Source organism: Mesorhizobium sp. B4-1-4, from assembly GCF_006439395.2.
Taxonomy (GTDB): Bacteria; Pseudomonadota; Alphaproteobacteria; order Rhizobiales; family Rhizobiaceae; genus Mesorhizobium.
In genome coordinates, this window is sequence record NZ_CP083950.1 from 5,281,780 (window position 1) to 5,301,414 (window position 19,635).

Below are 19,635 nucleotides of genomic sequence, written 5' to 3' on the forward strand. Positions count from 1 at the left end.
CAGGCTGAGCTTGTCTCATGCCGCCGCCACCATGTGGCCGTTCGTCGGTCCGGCTGCCGTCAGCACGGCCCGCGCGACGATCTCGCGCACCGCGTCGAGCCGGTACTCGGCGCTGCCGCGCACATCGGCGATTGGTGAGAGCTCGGTCATCGGCGCGGACTGCACCGCAGCCGCAAGCCCGTCATCGGCCCGTCGACCACGCAAGGCCTGCTCGACACCGGCAAGGCGCTTGGCAACCGCTGAACAGGAGCCAACGGCAACCGCTGCTTCCGTGACCGTACCGTTTTCAACGACAAGGCGCGCCGCCACCATGGCAATGGAAATGACGAGATAGCGCCGTGCGCCCAGCTTGAAGAAAGCTGACGTGCCGGCCGGTTTCGGCACGCGGATGGCCGTTACCATTTCGCCAGGTTTCAGAGCGGTGCGGCGGTTGCCAAGAATGAAATCCGGCAAGGACAGATGGCGCGTCGCGGCTGTCGAACTGAGCTCGACCTCGGCATCGAGGATCAGCAGGCCGGGCACGCCGTCGGCGGCCGGCGAGGCGTTGCAGAGATTGCCGGCGACCGAGGCAACATTCTGGATCTGCGGCGAACCGACCTCGCGCGCGGCCTGTTTCAGCGCGTCGAAAGCCGGCGGTAAGGGATGCCTGATGATGTCGGTCCATGTCGTGCGGGCGCCGATGACAAAGTGGTCATCCGTTTCAAAGATACCGCGCAACGAAGTCAAACCGTTGATGTCGAGGACATTGTCGCGGAAGGGTTTGGCACCCTGTGCCGGATAGAAATCCGTGCCACCGGCCAGGATGCGCCACGCGCCCTCGCCAAGCAACGCGAGAGCCTCGTCGACCGTGGTGGGTTTCGCGTAACGGATCACGCTTTGCCTTCCCAGAGAATGAGCCTTCCCGAATTTGGCCCGCCCAGGACCTCTTGCCTGGAGTTTCTTGCCGGTTCCCGAAACCGGAAATTCATTCGTATGCAAATGATATCAAGCCGGTGGAAATTGTCAAAGCCAGAGTTTGCACCGTGCCGGCAGCGGGTGAGCCGAAACGCATTTGTTATGGCATGGGAGGTTGACGCGGCTGGCCTTCTGGTCAAGTTTCTGCGTCCGGTCGCGTCAGCGGCATCTTTCTGCTGTAGCCTGAGCCACATGACAGAGAAGAAGGAGGCCTCATGGCCGACGAAGCGGTTGTTGTGATCGACCTGCAGAATGACTTTTGCCCGGGCGGCGCGCTGGCCGTGACCGGCGGCGACGAGATCGTGCCGCTGGTCAACGACATGATCCGGCGAGCCGACCATGTCGTGCTGACGCAGGACTGGCATCCCGCCGGCCATTCGAGCTTCGCCTCCAGCCATCCGGGCGCACAGCCCTTCACGATGATAGACATGCCCTATGGCCCGCAGACGCTGTGGCCCGACCATTGCATCCAGGGCAGCCTGGGTTCGGATTTCCACTCCGGTCTTGCCTGGACCAAGGCCGAACTCGTTATCCGCAAGGGATTTCGCCCTGACATCGACAGCTATTCGGCCTTCTTCGAGAATGACCATACGACGCCTACCGGTCTCGCCGGCTATCTCAGGGAACGGGGCATCGACACGCTGACCCTGGTCGGCCTGGCGACCGATTTCTGTGTCGGCTTCTCGGCACTGGATGCTGTCAGCCAGGGGTTCAAGACCACCGTCCGGCTCGATGCCTGTCGCGGTATCGACCTCAACGGATCCCTCGACGCGATGCTGCAGCGCATGCGCGATGCCGGCGTGGCGCTTGAAGACAGTTTGACGGACTGAACAGTGGGGTATCGGGGAGACTTTTTGCGGATCACCGCAGGTGTGATGACGGGTGCGGTCATCGCGATAGCGGTGACGATCCCGGGCGTGGCCTTCGCGGCCGAGGAACACGGATTGTCGGGTGAAGCGATGTCGTTGTGGTGGGTGCTGCCATTCGCCGGCCTGCTGCTGTCGATTGCCACCGGGCCGCTGCTGTTCCACCATGTCTGGGACCCACACTACGGCAAGATCGCGGCCCTCTGGGCCGCCCTTGCGGTTGTACCGCTGGCGCTTGCCTTCGGCGTCCCATCGGCGACCGAGGCAGTGCTGCATGCGCTGCTCACCGAATACATGCCGTTCATCATCTTGCTGTTCGCGCTGTTCACCATTTCGGGGGGCATTCTGGTCGCCGGCAACATCCACGGCACGCCGCTGGTCAATGCCGGATTGCTGCTCACCGGCGCGCTGCTCGCTTCGGTCATCGGCACGACGGGCGCCTCGATGATCCTGATCCGGCCGGTCATCCGCGCCAACGACGCCAGGCCGTTCAACGCCCATGTCATCGTCTTCTTCATCTTCTTGGTGTCCAACATCGGCGGCTCGCTGACGCCGCTCGGCGACCCGCCGCTGTTCGTCGGCTTTCTGCGCGGCGTCGATTTCTTCTGGACGACCACGAACCTCTACCGGGAGACGCTGTTTACCGGCGGTGTCGTGCTTGCGGTATTTCTCGCCATCGACATCACCCTGCATCGGCGCGAGGCCGGGGCGCCGAAAATCAAGGATCCGACACCGGATTCGAAAGTGCGCATTCGCGGCCTGCCCAACGTTCCGCTGCTGGCCGGCGTCATCGGTGCCATCCTGCTGTCGGCCAGCTGGAATCCTGGAGTGAGCATCTCCATTCAAGGGGTGACTCTTGAACTGCAGAACCTGGTCCGCGACGCGATCATCCTGATCCTCGCCTTCGCTTCCCTTGCCGTCTCGCGCAAGGAATACCGCCAAGCGAACGGCTTCAACTGGGGGCCGATCGCGGAGGTGGCGAAATTGTTTGCCGGCATCTTCATCTGCATCGTGCCGGTCGTCGCCATCCTGAGAGCCGGCCATGACGGCGCGCTGGCGCCGTTGGTCGCGCTCGTCACCTCGGGCCATGGCACGCCCAACGATCTCGCCTATTTCTGGCTGACCGGAGCATTGTCGTCCTTCCTGGACAATGCGCCGACCTATCTGGTGTTCTTCGAGCTTGCCGGCGGCGATCCACGGCACCTGATGACCGAGCTTGCCTCGACGCTCGCCGCGATTTCAGCCGGCGCGGTGTTCATGGGCGCCAACACCTATGTCGGCAATGCACCCAACTTCATGGTCTATGCCATCGCCCGACAGTACGGTGTGAAGATGCCTGGCTTTTTTGGCTACATACTTTGGTCAGGGCTGGTGTTGATCCCGATCTTTTTGGCCGCGGGCTTTTTGTTCTTTGGCGGGTGAATTGGTGCTTTTGAATTGGTACCGTTTGCGCCGCCCCTCATCGCCCTGCCGGGCACTTCTCCCCGTATAGTGACGGGGAGAAGAACGCCTTTGCCAATGGTTTCGCCAATCATCAACGTTGTCGGATGGGCGCCGTCGTCGCTGCCCTCTGCCTTCTCCCGTCACTATACGGGGAGAAGGTGCCGGCAGGCGGATGAGGGGCGGCGCTACCGTCTGGAAAGTGTTATTGCCGTTGCAGTTGCGGCAATCTCAGCCCACACCGACATAGCGCCTCACCGCCGAGGGGTCGGCACGCAGGTGCTCGACATCGACCGTCTCGCGGTTGCGGCCGTTCTCGATGAACGAGACGCGGTCGGCCACCGACAGCACCGCATCGACGCGCTGCTCGACCAGGATGGTTGACACGCCCAAGTCGCGCAGCGTCGACACGGTCTCGCGGATCTTCGCGATTATCGACGGCATCAGGCCTTCGGTCGGTTCGTCGAGCAGCAGCACCCCCGGTTCGAGGCACAGCGCCCGCGCCATCGCAAGCATCTGCTGTTCGCCGCCGGACAAGGTGCCCGAGCGCTGCCTCAACCGCTGGCGCAGCAAGGGAAAGAGGTCGAGCACGCGCTCTCGCGTCGCCTTGCCCTTGCCGCGCGCCATCAGCCCGATCTCGATATTTTCCGCCACCGTCATCTCGGCGAAAAGACGCCTTCCCTGCGGCACATAGGCGACGCCGGCCTTCGGCACCTCATGCGCCGGCAGTCCGGTCAATTCCCGGTCCCCAAGCCGGATAGAACCGGCACTGGCTGGAACCAGGCCCATGATCGCCTTCAGCGTCGTCGTCTTGCCGGCGCCGTTGCGGCCGAACAGGCACAGCACCTCGCCCTTGTTCAGCACGAGGTCGAGCCCGTAGAGCACCTGGATCTCGCCATGGAAGCAGTCCAGCCCCGAGACCACCAGGGCTTGCGTCTTGCCGGTCTCGGTCATGGGGCCGTCCCCAGATAGGCGTCCTGCACCGCCGCGTTGTCGCGGATCGCCTCGGGCGTGCCTTCGGCCAGGATCTTGCCGGCATTGAACACGGTGATGCGGTCGGCCATCTGCATGACGAGAGGCATGTTATGCTCGATCAAAAGCACCGTGGCGTTCGTGGCGATGTCACGCACCAGCTCCACGAAATTGTCGATCTCGCTGTCGGCCAGCCCCTGCGTCGGCTCGTCGAGGATCAGCAGGCGTGGTTTCAGCGCCAGGCCCATGGCGACCTCCAGCAGGCGCTGGTGGCCATAGGACAATTGCCCGGCCGGCATATGGGCGCGGTCGGCGAGGCCGGTGCGTTCGAGTGCCGCCATGACCGCGGCCTGTATCGCGCTCCTGGAATGGCCATGCCGCAGCGTCAGCTGCACGGGCAGCGCGACGTTGGCGTAGACGGTAAGGTTGGCATAGATGCTGGTGATCTGGAACGTATAGGCTATACCCTGGCGGACGCGGGCATAGGCCGGCAGGCCTGTGATGTCGGCGCCGTCGAAGACGATCGCTCCCGAGGATGGCTGAATGCGGCCGCTGATCAGGCTGACAAAGGTGGTCTTGCCGGCGCCGTTGGGGCCAATGATGGCGCGGATCTCGCCCGGCATCAGGCTGAAGTCGACATTGTCGACGGCGCGCAGGCCGCCGAAATCGCGCGACAGGCCCCTGGTCGTCAGCAGCGGCATCATGGCAGCCATCCAAGCCAGCGCTGGCGAACGGTGCCGAGAATGCCCTTGGGAAAGAACAACACCAGAAGGATGAGTGCGACCCCGACGATCAGCAGATAGGCCGATGTGTAGCCGCTGGTGACGTCGATGACATAATACATGAACAGCGTGCCGAGCAGCGGCCCGAGCGTCGTGGCGGCACCCCCGAGCAGCACCCACAGCAGCGGCAGGATCGAATATTGCACCGATGCAAAGCTCGAGCCGACATAGCCGAACAGCAGCGCATAGGCGGCGCCCGAGGCCGCGCAGATCGTGCCGGAGACGACGACTGCCAGGAGTTTGTTGGAGAAGGTGTCGTAACCCAGCATCTTGGTCCGCTCCTCATTCTCGCGGATGGCGACCAGCACGCGGCCATATCGGGAGCGGACGATGGCTAAAGTGATCAGCAGCACGATCGTGAATAGCGCCAGCGCACTCATGTAGCGCACGGTCGGGTTGGTGAGGTCGAGCGAGGTCGCGCCGAAATTGAGGACGCGCGCCGGCTGCGGCACGACCTGGCCCTGATCGCCCTCGGTCCACGCCGCGAAGTAGAGGATGAGCAGATAAAAGACCTGCGCGAACATCATGGTGACGATCATGAAGGCAACGCCAGTGGTGCGCAACGCCAGCAGGCCGATGATCAGGGAAACAACGACACCGCAGCCGAGGCCAGCGGCGAAAGCCGCCGGCACGCTCCAGCCGAGCTGGATGATGGTGAGCCCGGCGCCATAGAGGCCGGCGCCGAAGAACATGGCGTGGCCGAGGCTGAGCAGGCCGGCATAGCCGAACAGCATGTTGTAGCCCATGGCGAACACCGCCAGCACCATGATGCGGGCGAGCAGGCCGTGATAATAGTCCGGCAGCAGGAAGCTCAGCGCGAGAAGCAGCGCGATGACGCCGAGATGCAGCGCGTAGGCCTTTGCCGGCGAAGCTTCGCTCATCGTGATGCCGTTCCGAACAGGCCCTGCGGCCGAAACACCAGCACCATGGCGACGAGCAGCGTGGCGATGATCTTGGCCAAGGTCGGTGAGAAGAACATCGAGATGATGCCGTCGGACAGGCCGATCAGCACGGCGGCGACCACGGTGCCGCGCAGCGAGCCGAGGCCGCCGATGATGACGACGATGAAGGAGAGCAGCAGCGGGTCCTGCCCCATCAGATAGTGCGCCTGGCTGATCGGCACGATCAGCACCGCGGCGATGGCCGCCAGCATGGCGCCAAGCGCGAAGACGCCGCCGTAGACGCGGTCGACGGGGATGCCGAAGGCCTGCGCCGTTTCGCTGTCATACTGCGTGGCGCGCATGATGAGGCCGATTTTCGTGCGCGTCAGCACCAGCCATGTGGCGATCAGCAGCAGCGCGGAGGCGGCGATGATGGACAGCTTGTAGCCGGAATAGCCGAACCAGGGTAGCAGGATGCGGTAGCTGAACGGCGGCTCGACGGGCCGTGCCTCGGGGCCGTAGAAGGTCAGCGCCAGCTGCTGGATGATGTAGAGCATGCCGATGGTGGCGACGATGGTGGCTTCCGGATTGTAATTCAGCCGGCGCAGCACCAGCCGCTCAGCGACCAAGGCAATAGCGCCGACGATCAGCGGCGCGATCACCAGCGCCGCCAGGAAGCCGAGCGCCGGGTGGCCCGATATCGCCGTCGAGATCGCCCAGGCCAGCACGGCGCCCAGCATGAAGAATTCGCCATGGGCGACGTTGACGACGCGCATGACGCCAAACACCAGCGACAGCCCGAGTGCGGTGAGCGCCAGCACGGCTGAGGTGACGAGGCCTTCGAGGGTGGCAAGGAGGAGATGGGGGCCGAAGTGCATGGGCTATGCACCGAGGGATGCGCGAGGCACCCCCCTCTGTCCTGCCGGACAGGGGGAGATGCCCGGCAGGGCAGAGGGGGGTGGCTTGGCGCTCACGCTGGCTGCTGGAATGAGTTCACAGCGCCTGCGTCGTGTAATCCCCTTCGGGCTCGTAAAGCCCATCCTCGATCTTGGTCTTGTGCACGACCTTCAGCTTGCCGCCCTCGACCTTGGAAATATTCTGGATGCCAAAACACTGGTGGATCTTGCCGTTGAAGGTCTTGGCGCCCTGCGGATGCTCCGGCCCCTCGGCGAAAGCGGTCAGCGCCTCTGTCGCCTCGACGAGCTTGGCGCGGTCTTCCGGCCCCTTGTAGCCGGCGTCCTCCATCGCCTTCTTGACGACGTAGAGTGTTTCCCAGCAGCCGAACATATGCGCGGCGGTGGAGACGTCCTTGGCATCGCCAACGGCCGCGCCATTGTCGTCGATGCCGACGGCGGCGCGGTAGGCTTTCTGCGCGGCGGAATCGTCGGGTTGCGCGTAGCGCGGCGAGCCTTCCCAGAAATGGCTGCCGTCGAGGAATTCGAGCCCGGGGCTGTTGATGTCCACGGCTTCCAACGAATCGATGAAGCCGAACAACTGCGGCCGGTTGGAGCCGTAGAATTCGCCGAGTTCCTTGACGAAGGTGAGCACCGCCGGGCCGACCATGACGTGGTAGATCACCTCGGTCTCGGCCGGGATCTGCGGGAAGTATTTGGTGAAGGAGGATTCCGTCGGCGGGACGGCGATCTGCGCGATGACCTCGGCGCCCTGCGCCTTCAGCGCTGGCGGCAGGTAGTCCCGATGGTCGTAGCCGAAGGCGAAATCGGGGAAGATCTGCGTCACCTTCTTGCCGGCATTGGCCGCGATCCACGGCGCCATCGACTGGATCTGGCTCTTCACATCGGTGATGCCGGGCTGGAAGACATAGCGGTTGAGCTTGGTCGAGGCGACGTGGTGGCCCTCGCTGACGACGAAATAAGGCATCTTGGCTTCGCCGGCGGCAGGCGCCGAGCCGATGACGACATGCGAGAACAGCGTGCCGAAGACGATGTCGGTCTTGTGCTGGGTGGCGAACTTGCCGACCACCTCGGCGCCGCGGCCGGGATCGGTGCCGTCATCCTCGATGATGACCTCGACCGGACGGCCATTGATGCCGCCGGCAGCATTGATCGCCTTGATTGCCGCGGCAGTGGTCTTCTCGTACCAGCGGCCATAGGCAGCGCCAATGCCGGTGCGGTGCGACTGGAAGCCGATCTTGATCGGCGCCGAACTCTGCGCCTGGGAATAGCGGACGAAACCGGGCGCCATGGCGAGGCCGGCGCCGGCGGCCAGACCTTTCAGCGCCGTGCGGCGGCTGAGACCGGTTTTCGGGAGGTTGAAGCTCTTGCTCTTGTCCATGATGCCGTTCCCCTTGTTCAGCGTTAGGAGCGCAAAGTCCGCTCATGTCCGGAAGTCGAAAAATTGCATGTGTACAAACTAAATCACCAAAGTCTGGACACGGCAATGCCGCTTCCCTAGGGGAATCCCGGTTTATTTTCCAGCGCCAATGGCCTCAAGGCATGTCGCCCGAAGGTGGTACGCACCCTAGCCGACCGTCGGCGTCGCGAGCAGCCAGAGGCCGAAGACGGTGTAAGCGATCATCAGCACGGTCAGCGGGAACTGGCCGAGCGCGGCGCGGGCAGGTCGCGGATGCAGGCGCCAGGCGAAGCCGTGGGCGACGAGAACGGCGAGCACATGGCCCGTTATGATGGCACCGGCCTGGATGTTCCACAGCCACCAGGCTGAGCTGGCTCCGGCAACGATCCCGGCCTCGATCTGCATGTCGGCGGTGCCGAAAAGGTTCCAGCCCAGCGCGAACGGATCGGAGAGGGAGGCCAGCGCATACTGGCCGTCGACCAGCAGCGTCGTCAGATAGTGCGCGACATGATAGGCGAGTGCGATCGGCACGATCGACCACACCAGAAGGCCAGCCGCTTGGCTCATGCGTTGATCGCCGCCAGCGACGCGCTGGCCGAGGAAAACGGCAAAAAGAAACACCGCCGCGAGCAGCACGAATGTCAGAATCAGTCCGAAAGTGCCGCTGCCGATCACCGCCGTGCGTCCCGGGAATTCGAGCGGATTGACGCCGGACAGGCCAAGCCAGAAGAAGGTTTTCGACAGGCCGTCGAAGGAGACCGAGGACAGCGCCAGCAGCAGGAAGGCCACGCCGCTTGGTGGGAACGGCTCGGCCGCCAGCAGCTTGGCCCCTGGCCAGCACAGAGCAAGCCGGCCTTCGCCGTCGCGCTCGACCGGCGCGAAGCGCGCCACCATCGAGAAGAAGATCGTCAGGAACTCGCCGCCGCGGCTCCACTCCCGATAGCCGAACACCAGCATGGCGAGGAAGGCGAGCAGCCAGTACAAGCCGGCGGCCCAAGCGAGACGAGCCGGGTCGTCGGGAGCTGGATCGATGAGTTCGAACCAGGCAAAGGCGAGGAACAGGATGACGGCCGGCCAGCGGCCGAGCCATCCGGGGAGGCGCCACGATCCCTCATCCCTTGCGCCGAACAGCCACGAAACCAGGCGCCAAGGCCCATACCAGGGGTTGAGCCATGACCAGAGGTCGCCGAAGACGCCTTGCAGCAGCGTGACGCCGGCCCATAGCAGCGTCCAGACCACGAGCGGCAACGGGTTGGAGAGTGGGTCGCGGCTGCCGAAAAGGCCGGCGGCGATGAGGATTGCAAAGCCGGCAAAGGAGGTCAGGCTGATGGCTGTGCGAGCGCCGTCGCCGAAGGCGAAAACCGGCAGGCGCCGGCGCCAGAATTTATCCAGAGCCGCCGGCGGCAGCAGCGCCAGCACGAGGAAGCTGACAGCCACGGCGAAAGCGCCGCCAACCAGATAGTAGCCGGTCGGGAGAAGCAGGACGTGGCCACGGTCGGAGGCATGGGCGAAGGCGGGGGTGGGTGCGATGAGCAATAAAGCAACAAGCAACAAGGCCAATGACGGACGGGAGCTCTCCGTGGCGCCCCCCTCTGTCCTGCCGGACATGTCCGGCAGGACAGAGGAGGGCGCGAAGGAACTCGAACTATCCAAGAGCCCCGCCACCTCTCACACCTTGACCAGCTGCTCCACGCGATCCTTCTCGCCAAAGATCCGCAGATAACGCTGGATCTCCTTCTCGTCGCCGGTCGCCTTGGCCGGATTATCGGATAGCTTGACCGCCGGCCGGCCGTTGGCCTCGGTGACCTTGCAGACCAGCGATATGGCATCCAGGCTGTTGGTTTCGGTCGGCGCGCAGCCTTCGAAGTCGTTGGTCAGATTGGTGCCCCAGCCGAAGGACATGCGCACCTTGCCCTTGAAGTGGCGGTAGGTCTCCTCGATGGTTTCCACTTCGAGCCCATCGGAGAAGATCAGCAGCTTCTGCTTGGGGTCCTTGCCCTTCTCGCGCCACCAGGCCAGGATCTTTTCGCCGCCTTCGATCGGCGGCGCGCTGTCGGGGCGGAAGCCGGTCCAGTCGGCCACCCAGTCCGGCGCGTCGCGTAGGAACGAGGCGGTGCCGAAAGCGTCGGGCAGCACGATCAGCAGATTGCCGCCATAATAGCGCTGCCAGTCCTGCAGCACTTTATAGGGCGCTTGCCGCAATTCCTTTTCCGAGTTGGCGAGGGCCGCGAACACCATCGGCAATTCATGTGCGTTGGTGCCGAGCGCCTCGAGGTCGTTGTCCATGGCCAGCAGCACGTTGGAGGTGCCGGTGAAGGCCTCGCCAATGCCTTCCTTCAAGGCTTCGACGCACCAGCGCTGCCACAGGAAGGAATGCCGCCGGCGCGTGCCGAAGTCGGATATGCGGATGCCGGGCAGCGCCTTCAGCCGCTCGGTCTTGTCCCACATCTTGGCTTTGGCGCGGGCATAGAGCACGTCGAGCGTGAACGGCCCGAACGCCCGCATCGCGGCCCGCGAACGCAATTCATTGATGATGGCGAGCGCGGGAATTTCCCACAGCGTCGTGTACATCCAGGGACCGGGGAAGGTCAGTTCGTACTGTCCGTCGTGCTTGGCAAGCTCGTAGTCGGGCAACCTGAAGCCTTCCAGCCAGGCGAGGAATTCCGGCTCGAAGATCTGCTTGCGGCCATAGAAATTGTTGCCGCCGAGCCAGATCATCTCCTTCTTGGAGAAGCGCAAGGTGCGGGCATGATCGAGCTGTTCGCGCAACTCGCCCTCGTCGATCTCGTCGGCAAGCCGCACCGAGGTGGTGCGGTTGATCAGCGAGAAGGTGGCGTCGACCTTGGGGTACATGCCCCAGATCATCTGCAACATCAGAAGCTTGTAGAAGTCGGTGTCGAGCAGGCTGCGCACGATCGGGTCGAGCTTCCAGGTATGGTTATAGACGCGCCGCGCAATATCGGTCCTGGCCATGTCTCGTTGTCGCCTTCGCTGCCTGCCATCCACAATCGCGACAGGCCTCATAGCATCGAATCAGCCAAAACGCTGCCCGCTTTCAGGCTGGCCCGACAAAAAGAAGGGCCTGAATGCGGCCGGGCCTAGGCTGCATCAGCTCGCGGGTTTGCCGCCCATCACCTTGAGCGCCGGACGTTTGCGTCGGGTCACGAGGCGGCCCGCGACCGGGGCGTCGGCGCGGCTGTCATCCCCGGCCTTCTCGGCGAACAGCCAGTCGATAAACACCTGTACGATCGGCGTCGCCCGCATCTCGTTGCGGCAGACGACGTAGAAATCATCGACCGCCGGCACCGACAGGCTGAACGGCGCGACCAGCATGCCCCTGGCCAGCAGCGCGCTTGCCGTCACGGAATCGCCCAGCGCCACGCCGTGACCGTGCACCGCGGCCTCGGCCGCCATGCGCGCATCACCCAGATGATGGCGACGGCCGCGTTCGAGGTCCAGCGCATCGGCTGCCGCCAGCCAGGTGTGCCACTCGCGGCCGTCGTCGCCATGCAGGAACACATGGTCGGCGAGGTCGCGAACAGTGCGGATCGGGCGGTTGTTGATCAGTGTCGGGCTGACCACCGGGAACAGTTCGAGGCCCGACCATTTGCGCATCCAGCAATCGGCCCAGCTGCCATTGCCATAGTGCACACAGACATCGATATGCGGCGCCCGGATATCCCTGGGGTCGTTGGAAGGGATGAGCGTCAGCTGGATGTCGGGATACTGCGCGGTGAAGCTGCCGAGCCTCGGCGTCATCCACAAAAGCAGCAACGCCGGCACGCAGGACACCGAAAGCGCGCCGCTGCTTGCCGGCCGCGTCAGCCGCTGCGTGGCGGCGGCGATGCCGTCGAAAGCCGTCGACACCGCGGGCAAAAGCTCCGCGCCATGCGGGGTCAGCTTGACCCGCTGGCCAGATCGTTCGAACAGCTTGACCCCAAGCGACTGCTCGAGCGCCTTGATCTGGTGGCTGACGGCGCCATGCGTGACATTGAGCTCACTCGCCGCCTTGGTCAGCGAGCCATGGCGCGCGGTTGCCTCGAAGGCACGCAGCGGGTTGAGAGGGGGCAGGCGCTTGGCCATGGATGCTCGGCTCATTGTGAGATTTTCTCACAGAAAACACCTTAACAATATCAATTGCTTTTTCAATGCGGCTGCCGGACACTTTGCCGCAATCGCATCAAGACCTGAAATCTGCGGGCAGCGAGCGGGGCAAGCGACCCGGCCGGATGATGGTCGGTTCGCCCGAGGTCCCACTGGTCGGCGGCACCAATCGAGGAGGAATGGATATGGGTTATAACAGCGGCAAGCTCGACGCGTTGCGTCGCAAATATGGCGAGAGCCATGGCGGCGAGATGTTCGACCCGAAATTCCGCAAGGTCGCCGACAAGATCTTCTCCAAGAGCGGCACGCGGCTGGCGCCCTATTCGGGCATCCCGACCTTCCTCGCCGCGCCCTACCGCGAATTATCAGCGGAGAACCCGGATTTCGGCGACCTGCAGGTGGCCATGATCGGCGTGCCGATGGACCTCGGCGTCACCAACCGGCCGGGCTCGCGTTTCGGGCCGAGGGCGCTGCGCGCCATCGAGCGCATCGGCCCCTACAATCACGTGCTGGAATGCGCGCCGACGCACGAGCTGCGCGTGGCCGACATCGGCGATACGCCGTTCCGCAGCCGCTACCGGCTGGAGGCCAGCCATGAGGACATCGAGCGCCGCACCAACCAGATCGTCGATGCCGGTGTCATCCCTCTATCGGTCGGCGGCGACCATTCGATCAGCCATCCGATCCTGAAGGCCGTCGGCAAGAAGGCTCCGGTCGGCCTGATCCACATCGATGCCCATTGCGACACCAGCGGCCTGTTCGACATGACCAAGTTCCACCACGGCGGGCCGTTCCGCAACGCGGTGCTCGATGGCGTGCTCGACCCGACGCGCACCATCCAGATCGGTATCCGCGGCTCGGCCGAATATCTCTGGGAGTTCACCTATGAATCCGGCATGACCGTCGTTCACGCCGAGGAGGTGACCGGGCTCGGCATTCCCGCCATCATCGAGAAGGCGCGCAAAATCGTCGGCGATGGCCCGACCTATGTGTCCTTCGACATCGACAGCGTCGATCCGGCCTTCGCGCCGGGCACCGGCACGCCGGAAGTCGGCGGCCTGACCACGCGCGAAGTGCTTGAACTGCTGGGCGGCCTCAAGGGCCTCAACATCGTCGGAGGCGACGTCGTCGAGGTGGCGCCGCAATATGACGCGACCACCAACACCGCGCATGCCGGCGCCCAGGTGCTGTTCGAAATCCTGAGCCTGATGGTGTTCAGCCCGGCCGTGATCGGCAAGGGAACCTGACGCCTGAAATCCAAGGCGGCCGCCGCGCTGGAGCCGGCGGTCGCCTCAAACAATCAAAAGCTTCCAGAAGGGGAATGACAATGACAATCCACTCGACACTGAAATCGTCCATTGCCGCCGTCCTGATGCTGGGCGCCGGCCTCGGTATCGCCACGCAGGCCGCCAGCGCCGACGCGTTCGCCGATATCACCAAGGCCGGCACCATCAATGTCGGTGTCTTCGCCGACTTTCCGCCCTTCTCCTCGGCCAGCGCCGATATGAGCCTCAAGGGCTATGACATGGACGTCGCGCAATACATCGCCGACACGCTCAAGGTGAAGCTCAATCCTGTTGCCGTCACCGGCCAGAACCGCATTCCCTATCTGAACGACCACCGCGTCGATATCCTGATGAGCGTCGGCTACTCGAAGGAGCGCGAGCAGGTGATCGACTTCGCCGCCGCCTACGCGCCCTATTACATCGCGGTGATCGGTCCGGCGGCGATGACGGTCAAAGGCAAGGAGGACCTTGCCGGCAAGTCGATCGCCGTCAATCGCGGCACGCTGGAGGATACCTCGCTCACCGAGGCGGCGCCGGCGTCGGCCGACATCAAGCGCTTCGACAACTACAATGCCGTGATCCAGGCCTTCATCTCCGGCCAGACCCAGTTGATGGTCGTCGGCAATGATGTCGGCGCGCAGGTGCTGGCGCGCCAGGAAGCGCTCAAGCCCGAACAGAAGTTCCAGCTTCTGACCTCGCCCTCGCATATCGGTCTCAACAAGAACGAGGACGGCCTCAAGAAGGCGGTCAATGACGCCATCGCCAAGATGCTGGCCGACGGCAAGCTCGACGAAAGCTCGAAGGCCTGGCTGAAGACGCCGCTCAATCCCGACAACCTCAAGGATTGAGCTCCCGTGGCCTTCGGTTGGCTCCCGGGCGCCCTGGGCGACATCGCGCACGGCGCGGCCACGACGATCCTGCTGATCGCCGTGACCACGCTGGCGGGAACGCTGCTCAGCATTCTCGGTGCCGCCGGACGGCGAAACGGCCCTGTGCTGCTTCGCCGGGCCATCGCCTGGTATGTCGAGGTGATGCGCAACACGCCGTTCCTGGTGCAGCTGTTCTTCATCTTCTTCGGCTTGCCGAGCCTCGGCATCAGGCTCGACCCGATCCTGGCCGCCATGCTGGCGATGACGCTCAACATGGCGGCCTATACGATCGAGATCGTCGGCGCCGGTCTCGACGCCGTGCCGCTCGGGCAGACCGAAGCAGCGCTCTCGCTTGGTCTGCGGCCCCGCCAGGTGTTCATCAAGATCGTGCTGCCGCAGGCGCTCAAGATCATCTATCCCGCGCTCACCAGCCAGATCGTCATCATGATGCTGGAGTCCGCCGTGGTCTCGCAGATCGCGGTGCGCGAGCTCACCTATGAGGCCGACATGCTGCAGGCGCGCACCTTCCGTTCCTTCGAGACCTATTTCGTCGTGACGCTGGTCTATCTGGCCCTGTCGATGGCCTTGCGCCGGCTTCTGGTCACCGGCGGGCGCCGCGCCCTCGGGGCTGGCGTGTCATGATCGAATTCACCCTCTGGGATATCGTGCGCAACCTCCTGCTGGCCACACGCTGGACGGTGCTGTTGTCGCTGGCCGCCTTTGTCGGCGGCGCGGCGGTTGGAATGGCGGTGCTGTTCTTCAGGATCGCCAAGAATAAATGGAGCCGGCGCCTTGCCTCCGGCTACATCGCCCTGTTCCAGGGAACGCCGCTGTTGATGCAGCTCTTCCTGATGTTCTTCGGCCTGCCGATGCTGGGCATGCGTATCGAGCCCTGGACCGCGGCGGTGCTCGGCCTCACCTTCTTCGCCAGCGCCTACCTCGCCGAGATATGGCGCTCCGGCGTCGACGCCTTGCCGTTAGGCCAATGGGATGCCGGCGCCAGCCTCGGCCTGCACTATCTGCAGGAGCTGCGGCTGATCATCCTGCCGCAGGCGTTCTCGATCACCCGCGCGCCGACGGTCGGCTTCCTGGTGCAGCTCATCAAGTCGACCGCGCTGACCTCGATCATCGGCTTCGAGGAACTGGTGCGGACCTCCAACGCCATCAACAACGCCACCTTCGAGCCTTTCAAGGTCTACGGGTTGGTAGCGCTGATCTTCTTCCTCATGTGCTTCCCGCTGACGCAATACGCCCGCCGGCTGGAGAAGCGCATGGCGACGCGCTGACAGCTAAGAAACAACGGCTCCCGGAGGCCGTGTGGTTTTAATGCCCGAAGGCGAGCGGCGGTGCCAGGCGGTCCCGTCGCAGCCAGCGTGCCAAAAGCAGCGCTGCCACCACCGCCAGCCCGCTGGACAGACCCATCCAGATGCCGACGCCGTGGAAGCCGAAATGGAAGGCGAGCAGCACGCCGAGCGGCAGGCCGACGCCCCAATAGCCGATCGCGGCATAGATCATCGGCACCTTGGTGTCGTGCAGGCCGCGCAGCATGCCGGCCGCAACCGCCTGGGCGCCGTCGAAGACCTGGAACAGGGCGGCAAAAACCAGGAACGACACGGCAAGCGCGATCACCCTGGCATTGGCCGGGTTGGCGAGATCGATGAAGGCGCTGATCAGGAGACGCGGCCACAGGGTCATAACCAGCCCCATTAGCGCCATGAATGAGACGCCGATGACGAAGGCGGTCCAGCCGGCGCGCGACACCCCCTCCGGATCGCCCGCGCCATGGGCAAGCCCGACCCGCACCGTCACCGCCTGGTTGAGGCCGAGCGGCACCATAAAGGAGATCGAGGCGATCTGGATGGCAATGGCGTGTGCCGCCAGCGAATCCGCGTCGATCAGGCCCATCAGCAGCGCCGCGGCATTGAAGATCGTCACCTCGAAGGCCAAGATGCCGGCAATCGGGAGGCCGAGCCGCAGCAGCCCCATGAAACGCGGCCAGTCGGACCGCCAGAAGCGGCCGAACAGGCGGTAGCGCCGGAACTTCTTCTCCCACATCACTGCTACGGCCATGCCAACGAACATCAGCGTGCTGGAGAGCGTCGTGGCAAGGCCGGAGCCGGCGATGCCCATGGCCGGAACGCCGAGATTGCCGAACATGAACACCCAGTTGAAGACGGCGTTGCAGGCGACGGCGACGAAGACGATGATCAATGCCCAGCCGGGCCGCTCCAACGCCGAGATGAACGAGCGCAGCACGATATAGCCGTAGAAGGGCAGCACAGCCCACTCCAGCCAGCGCAGATAGATGCCGGCCTGGTGCGCCAGTGCAGGCTCCTGGCCCATGGCCAGCAGAATGGCCTCGCCGTGCCACAGCACGAGCCAGATCGGGATCGAGATCAGGATCGCCAGCCACAGGCCCTGGCGCACGGTGCGGCGCAAATCGCGCACGGAATAGCGGCGGCGGCCAAGCTCGGTCGCCATCATCGGCGAGGTCGCCAGCATCAGGCCGAGACCAAAGATGAGCGGCATGAAATAGAGGTTGGCGCCAAGCGCGCCGCTGGCCAGCGTATCGGCCCCCAGCCGTCCCATCATCATGACGTCGGTTGCCGTCATCGCGGTCTGGCCGAGATTTGTCAGCACCATCGGCCAGGCGAGCGCCAGCGTCGCCCTGATTTCCTGACGCCAAAGATTTTCCGGCGCGCGAGCGCTGGCTTCGATCGCAGACATTGTTCCGCTCTTTCCAGGCGCGGCACGTCGGCGAAAAGCCGGAAGCCGCATGTCAAACCGCAAAACCTTTGGTTTCGCTGTGTTTGCGTCGTCTATTGAACGAAATGCGACATGAAGGCAAGGGAGGAGGTGCCGGAACAGATTGAGCCAGGCAGTTGGCCTTCTACCCAATCGCGTCGAGCGCTTGCCGCTGCCGGTGCATCTCAAGGAAAATCCGGTAGTCGCGATCGAAGCGCGCCCCGGCGGCCAGGTTGGCGGCGCGCGTCTTGCCGCCCTGCTGCATGGCAAGACAGGCGGCGTTGAGATCGGGGAAAAGCCCGGCGGCGGTTGCGGCGACCATGCCGGTGCCGAGCAGCACCGCCTCGTCTGCCAGCGGCTCGACCACCGTGCAGCCGGTCGCGTCGGCGTAGAGTTCCATCAGAAGCGGGTTCTTGGTATGGCCGCCGGTGACATGCAGCGTGTCGATCAGATAGCCGTTCTCGTTCAACGCCTCCAGCACGTGGCGCACGCCGAGCGCGATGCCGACGGCGGTGCGCCAGTAGAGCTTGCACAGGCTGTCGAAGGAGGAATCCAGCGTCAGCCCACTGATGACGCCGACGGCGTGCGGGTCTGCCAGCGGCGAGCGGTTGCCGTGGAAATCCGGCAAAACGTGCAGCCTTTCGGCCAGCTTCTCGCCCTCGGCGGCGCGCAGTTCGGCGACACGCTTGGCGATCCTGGCGTGCATGGCTGCGTCCGGCTCGCCCCCGGCCCCGTGCCAGCGGATGATATGGTCGAGCAGCGCGCCGGTGGCCGACTGGCCGCCTTCCGACAGCCACAGCTTCGGTAGCGCCGCGCCATAATAGGGGCCCCAGACGCCGGCGAAAGGCTGCGGGTCAGGCGACATCGCCATGACGCAGCTCGATGTGCCGGCGATCAGCGCCAGATGCCGGCCGATATCCTGCTCGTCGCCGGCAAAGCCACCGAGCACGCCAAGCGCGCCGGCATAGGCGTCGATGACCCCGGCGCCGACACGGCATTTTTCCGTCAGGCCGAGCTCGGCCGCCGCTTGCGGTGTCAGCTGGCCGATATCGGCGCCAACCGGACTTGCCCTTTCGGGGAGATTGCCGTGGTCGAAAAGATCGTCGATGCCGACGATTTCAAAGAAATCGCGCTGCCATGCGATTTCCTCATGCGCCAGATAGGTCCATTTGGCTGTCAGCGTGCATTGCGAGCGGGCCAGCGAGCCCGTCGCCTGCCAAGTCAGGAAATCGGTCAGGTCGAATAGATAGCCGGCTTTATTCCACGTATTCGGCAGGTTGCGCTTCAGCCACATCAGCTTCGGCGTGGCCATTTCCGGCGACATGACACCGCCAATATAGTTGAGCACCTCGTGGCCGCTCGCCGTGCATTCGTCTGCTTCGGCGATGGCGCGGTGGTCGAGCCAGACGATGGTGTCCCAGCGCCTGTCGCCCGACAGGGAGACGCTGAGCTGTTCGCCCTGCCGGTCGCGCACGACCAGCGAACAAGTCGCATCAAAGGAGATGCCGACGACATCTTCAGCCGCAACGCCGGCTTTTTGTCGGGCGGCGTGCACGGCGGTGCAGACGGCGGACCAGATATCGCGCGAATCATGTTCGGCGTGATCGGGCTTTGGCTGGTTCATGGCGATCGGCCGTTCGGCGCGGCCAAGCAAGGTGCCACTGGTGTCGAGAATGCCCGCGCGAGCGCTCCCGGTGCCGACATCGACCGCACAGACAAACTGTTTCGTCAAAATGCTCTAACTCTCGCTCCCAGGCCTGCAATCAGATCGGGCAATTGCAGCATGTCAGCGAATATAAAGTCAGGTTCGGTCGACGCAAGCCGCGCTTTCAGGGCCGGGTTGCCGGCGTGCGAGCCGCCGGTGAAGGCAAAGACACGCATATCAGCCGCGCGCGCCGCCGCGATGCCGGCCGGACTGTCTTCGATGACGAGGCATTTGCGCGGATGCGCCCGCATGCTGGCGGCGGCATGCAGGAACAGGTCGGGCGCCGGCTTGCCCCTGGCGACCATGGCGGCGCTGAACAGATGCGGCTCCATGAACCCGAGAAGGCCGGTGACGTCCAGCGCATAACGGATCCGTTCCAGCGTGCCGGAGGACGCGACACAGAATGGTTGGCCGAGCTTGGGCAGCATCTCCTTGACGCCGGGGATCGGTTTCAGCTCTTCACGGAACTTGCGCATCAGATCGACACGCATGGCGGTGAGATGCTGATCGGTGATCTCAAGCCCGAAATCGCGGCCAAGGATCTCGCGCACGCTTTTCATGCTCTTGCCGAGGAAATGCTCGTAGGCGGCATCCTCGCCGATGCTTCCGCCGGCAAGTTCGATCATGCCGAGCAGCGCCGAGACGGAGAGAGCTTCGCTGTCGACCAGCACGCCATCGCAGTCGAAGATGACCAGTTCAGGCGTCATGGCATCGAATG

At 64.2% G+C, this 19,635-nt stretch carries 18 protein-coding genes; 6 read left to right on the plus strand and 12 right to left on the minus strand.

From position 1 onward, the window contains the following. Window positions 1-15 precede the first annotated feature (15 nt). A complete protein-coding gene (locus tag FJW03_RS25440; RefSeq protein ID WP_140765289.1) occupies window positions 16-873 on the minus strand; it encodes an FAD binding domain-containing protein in 858 nt (285 codons plus the stop codon). Window positions 874-1,169: 296 nt separating this feature from the next. On the opposite strand from FJW03_RS25440, the gene pncA reads away from it, so the two are divergent. Together pncA and FJW03_RS25450 are read left to right on the plus strand one after the other, a co-directional pair. Continuing rightward, window positions 1,170-1,784 (plus strand): bifunctional nicotinamidase/pyrazinamidase, encoded by a 615-nt coding sequence (pncA, locus tag FJW03_RS25445; protein ID WP_140765287.1) that lies wholly within the window; start codon window positions 1,170-1,172, stop codon window positions 1,782-1,784. Between the two features lie 45 nt (window positions 1,785-1,829). After that, window positions 1,830-3,242: a sodium:proton antiporter gene (locus FJW03_RS25450; protein WP_140765385.1), complete on the plus strand. Its 1,413-nt coding sequence runs from the start codon at window positions 1,830-1,832 to the stop codon at window positions 3,240-3,242. 249 nt (window positions 3,243-3,491) lie between these two features. On the opposite strand, the gene FJW03_RS25455 is transcribed toward FJW03_RS25450, so the two are convergent. From FJW03_RS25455 to gcvA, 8 genes are all read right to left on the minus strand, one after another. Continuing rightward, window positions 3,492-4,214, minus strand: a complete 723-nt coding sequence (locus FJW03_RS25455) for an ABC transporter ATP-binding protein (RefSeq protein ID WP_140765285.1) — start codon at window positions 4,212-4,214, stop codon at window positions 3,492-3,494. Further along, complete coding sequence (locus tag FJW03_RS25460) at window positions 4,211-4,936, minus strand: ABC transporter ATP-binding protein (RefSeq protein WP_140765283.1); 726 nt, start codon at window positions 4,934-4,936, stop codon at window positions 4,211-4,213. Before FJW03_RS25460 ends, FJW03_RS25455 begins: the two co-directional genes overlap by 4 nt. After that, a complete protein-coding gene (locus FJW03_RS25465; protein ID WP_140765281.1) occupies window positions 4,933-5,895 on the minus strand; it encodes a branched-chain amino acid ABC transporter permease in 963 nt (320 codons plus the stop codon). Before FJW03_RS25465 ends, FJW03_RS25460 begins: the two co-directional genes overlap by 4 nt. Beyond that, window positions 5,892-6,773 (minus strand): branched-chain amino acid ABC transporter permease, encoded by an 882-nt coding sequence (locus FJW03_RS25470; RefSeq protein WP_140765279.1) that lies wholly within the window; start codon window positions 6,771-6,773, stop codon window positions 5,892-5,894. Before FJW03_RS25470 ends, FJW03_RS25465 begins: the two co-directional genes overlap by 4 nt. A 115-nt stretch (window positions 6,774-6,888) precedes the next feature. Then, a complete protein-coding gene (locus FJW03_RS25475; RefSeq protein WP_413466444.1) occupies window positions 6,889-8,190 on the minus strand; it encodes an ABC transporter substrate-binding protein in 1,302 nt (433 codons plus the stop codon). Between the two features lie 186 nt (window positions 8,191-8,376). Further along, window positions 8,377-9,816 carry a hypothetical protein gene (locus tag FJW03_RS25480; RefSeq protein WP_140765383.1) on the minus strand — a complete coding sequence of 480 codons (1,440 nt, stop codon included), beginning with the start codon at window positions 9,814-9,816 and terminating at the stop codon, window positions 8,377-8,379. A gap of 60 nt (window positions 9,817-9,876) precedes the next feature. Beyond that, on the minus strand, window positions 9,877-11,181 hold the full coding sequence (pncB, locus tag FJW03_RS25485) for a nicotinate phosphoribosyltransferase (RefSeq protein WP_140694080.1): 1,305 nt from the start codon (window positions 11,179-11,181) through the stop codon (window positions 9,877-9,879). A gap of 135 nt (window positions 11,182-11,316) precedes the next feature. After that, window positions 11,317-12,291, minus strand: coding sequence for a transcriptional regulator GcvA (gcvA, locus tag FJW03_RS25490; protein WP_140609920.1), 975 nt, complete (start codon window positions 12,289-12,291; stop codon window positions 11,317-11,319). A gap of 206 nt (window positions 12,292-12,497) precedes the next feature. On the opposite strand from gcvA, the gene speB reads away from it, so the two are divergent. From speB to FJW03_RS25510, 4 genes are all read left to right on the plus strand, one after another. Beyond that, complete coding sequence (gene speB / locus FJW03_RS25495) at window positions 12,498-13,559, plus strand: agmatinase (protein ID WP_140765275.1); 1,062 nt, start codon at window positions 12,498-12,500, stop codon at window positions 13,557-13,559. An 80-nt stretch (window positions 13,560-13,639) separates the two neighbouring features. Further along, complete coding sequence (locus tag FJW03_RS25500; protein ID WP_140765273.1) at window positions 13,640-14,446, plus strand: transporter substrate-binding domain-containing protein; 807 nt, start codon at window positions 13,640-13,642, stop codon at window positions 14,444-14,446. Window positions 14,447-14,452: 6 nt separating this feature from the next. Continuing rightward, window positions 14,453-15,109 (plus strand): amino acid ABC transporter permease, encoded by a 657-nt coding sequence (locus FJW03_RS25505; protein ID WP_140765271.1) that lies wholly within the window; start codon window positions 14,453-14,455, stop codon window positions 15,107-15,109. Beyond that, window positions 15,106-15,753, plus strand: coding sequence for an amino acid ABC transporter permease (locus tag FJW03_RS25510; protein WP_140765269.1), 648 nt, complete (start codon window positions 15,106-15,108; stop codon window positions 15,751-15,753). Before FJW03_RS25505 ends, FJW03_RS25510 begins: the two co-directional genes overlap by 4 nt. A 37-nt stretch (window positions 15,754-15,790) precedes the next feature. Here the strand turns inward: FJW03_RS25510 and FJW03_RS25515 are convergent, their stop codons facing one another. The 3 genes from FJW03_RS25515 to FJW03_RS25525 form a co-directional block, all read right to left on the minus strand. Then, window positions 15,791-17,194 carry an MATE family efflux transporter gene (locus tag FJW03_RS25515; RefSeq protein WP_140765267.1) on the minus strand — a complete coding sequence of 468 codons (1,404 nt, stop codon included), beginning with the start codon at window positions 17,192-17,194 and terminating at the stop codon, window positions 15,791-15,793. A 163-nt stretch (window positions 17,195-17,357) separates the two neighbouring features. Next, on the minus strand, window positions 17,358-18,944 hold the full coding sequence (locus FJW03_RS25520; RefSeq protein WP_140765265.1) for an FGGY-family carbohydrate kinase: 1,587 nt from the start codon (window positions 18,942-18,944) through the stop codon (window positions 17,358-17,360). After that, a complete protein-coding gene (locus FJW03_RS25525; protein ID WP_140765263.1) occupies window positions 18,941-19,624 on the minus strand; it encodes an HAD family hydrolase in 684 nt (227 codons plus the stop codon). Before FJW03_RS25525 ends, FJW03_RS25520 begins: the two co-directional genes overlap by 4 nt. Window positions 19,625-19,635 lie beyond the last annotated feature (11 nt).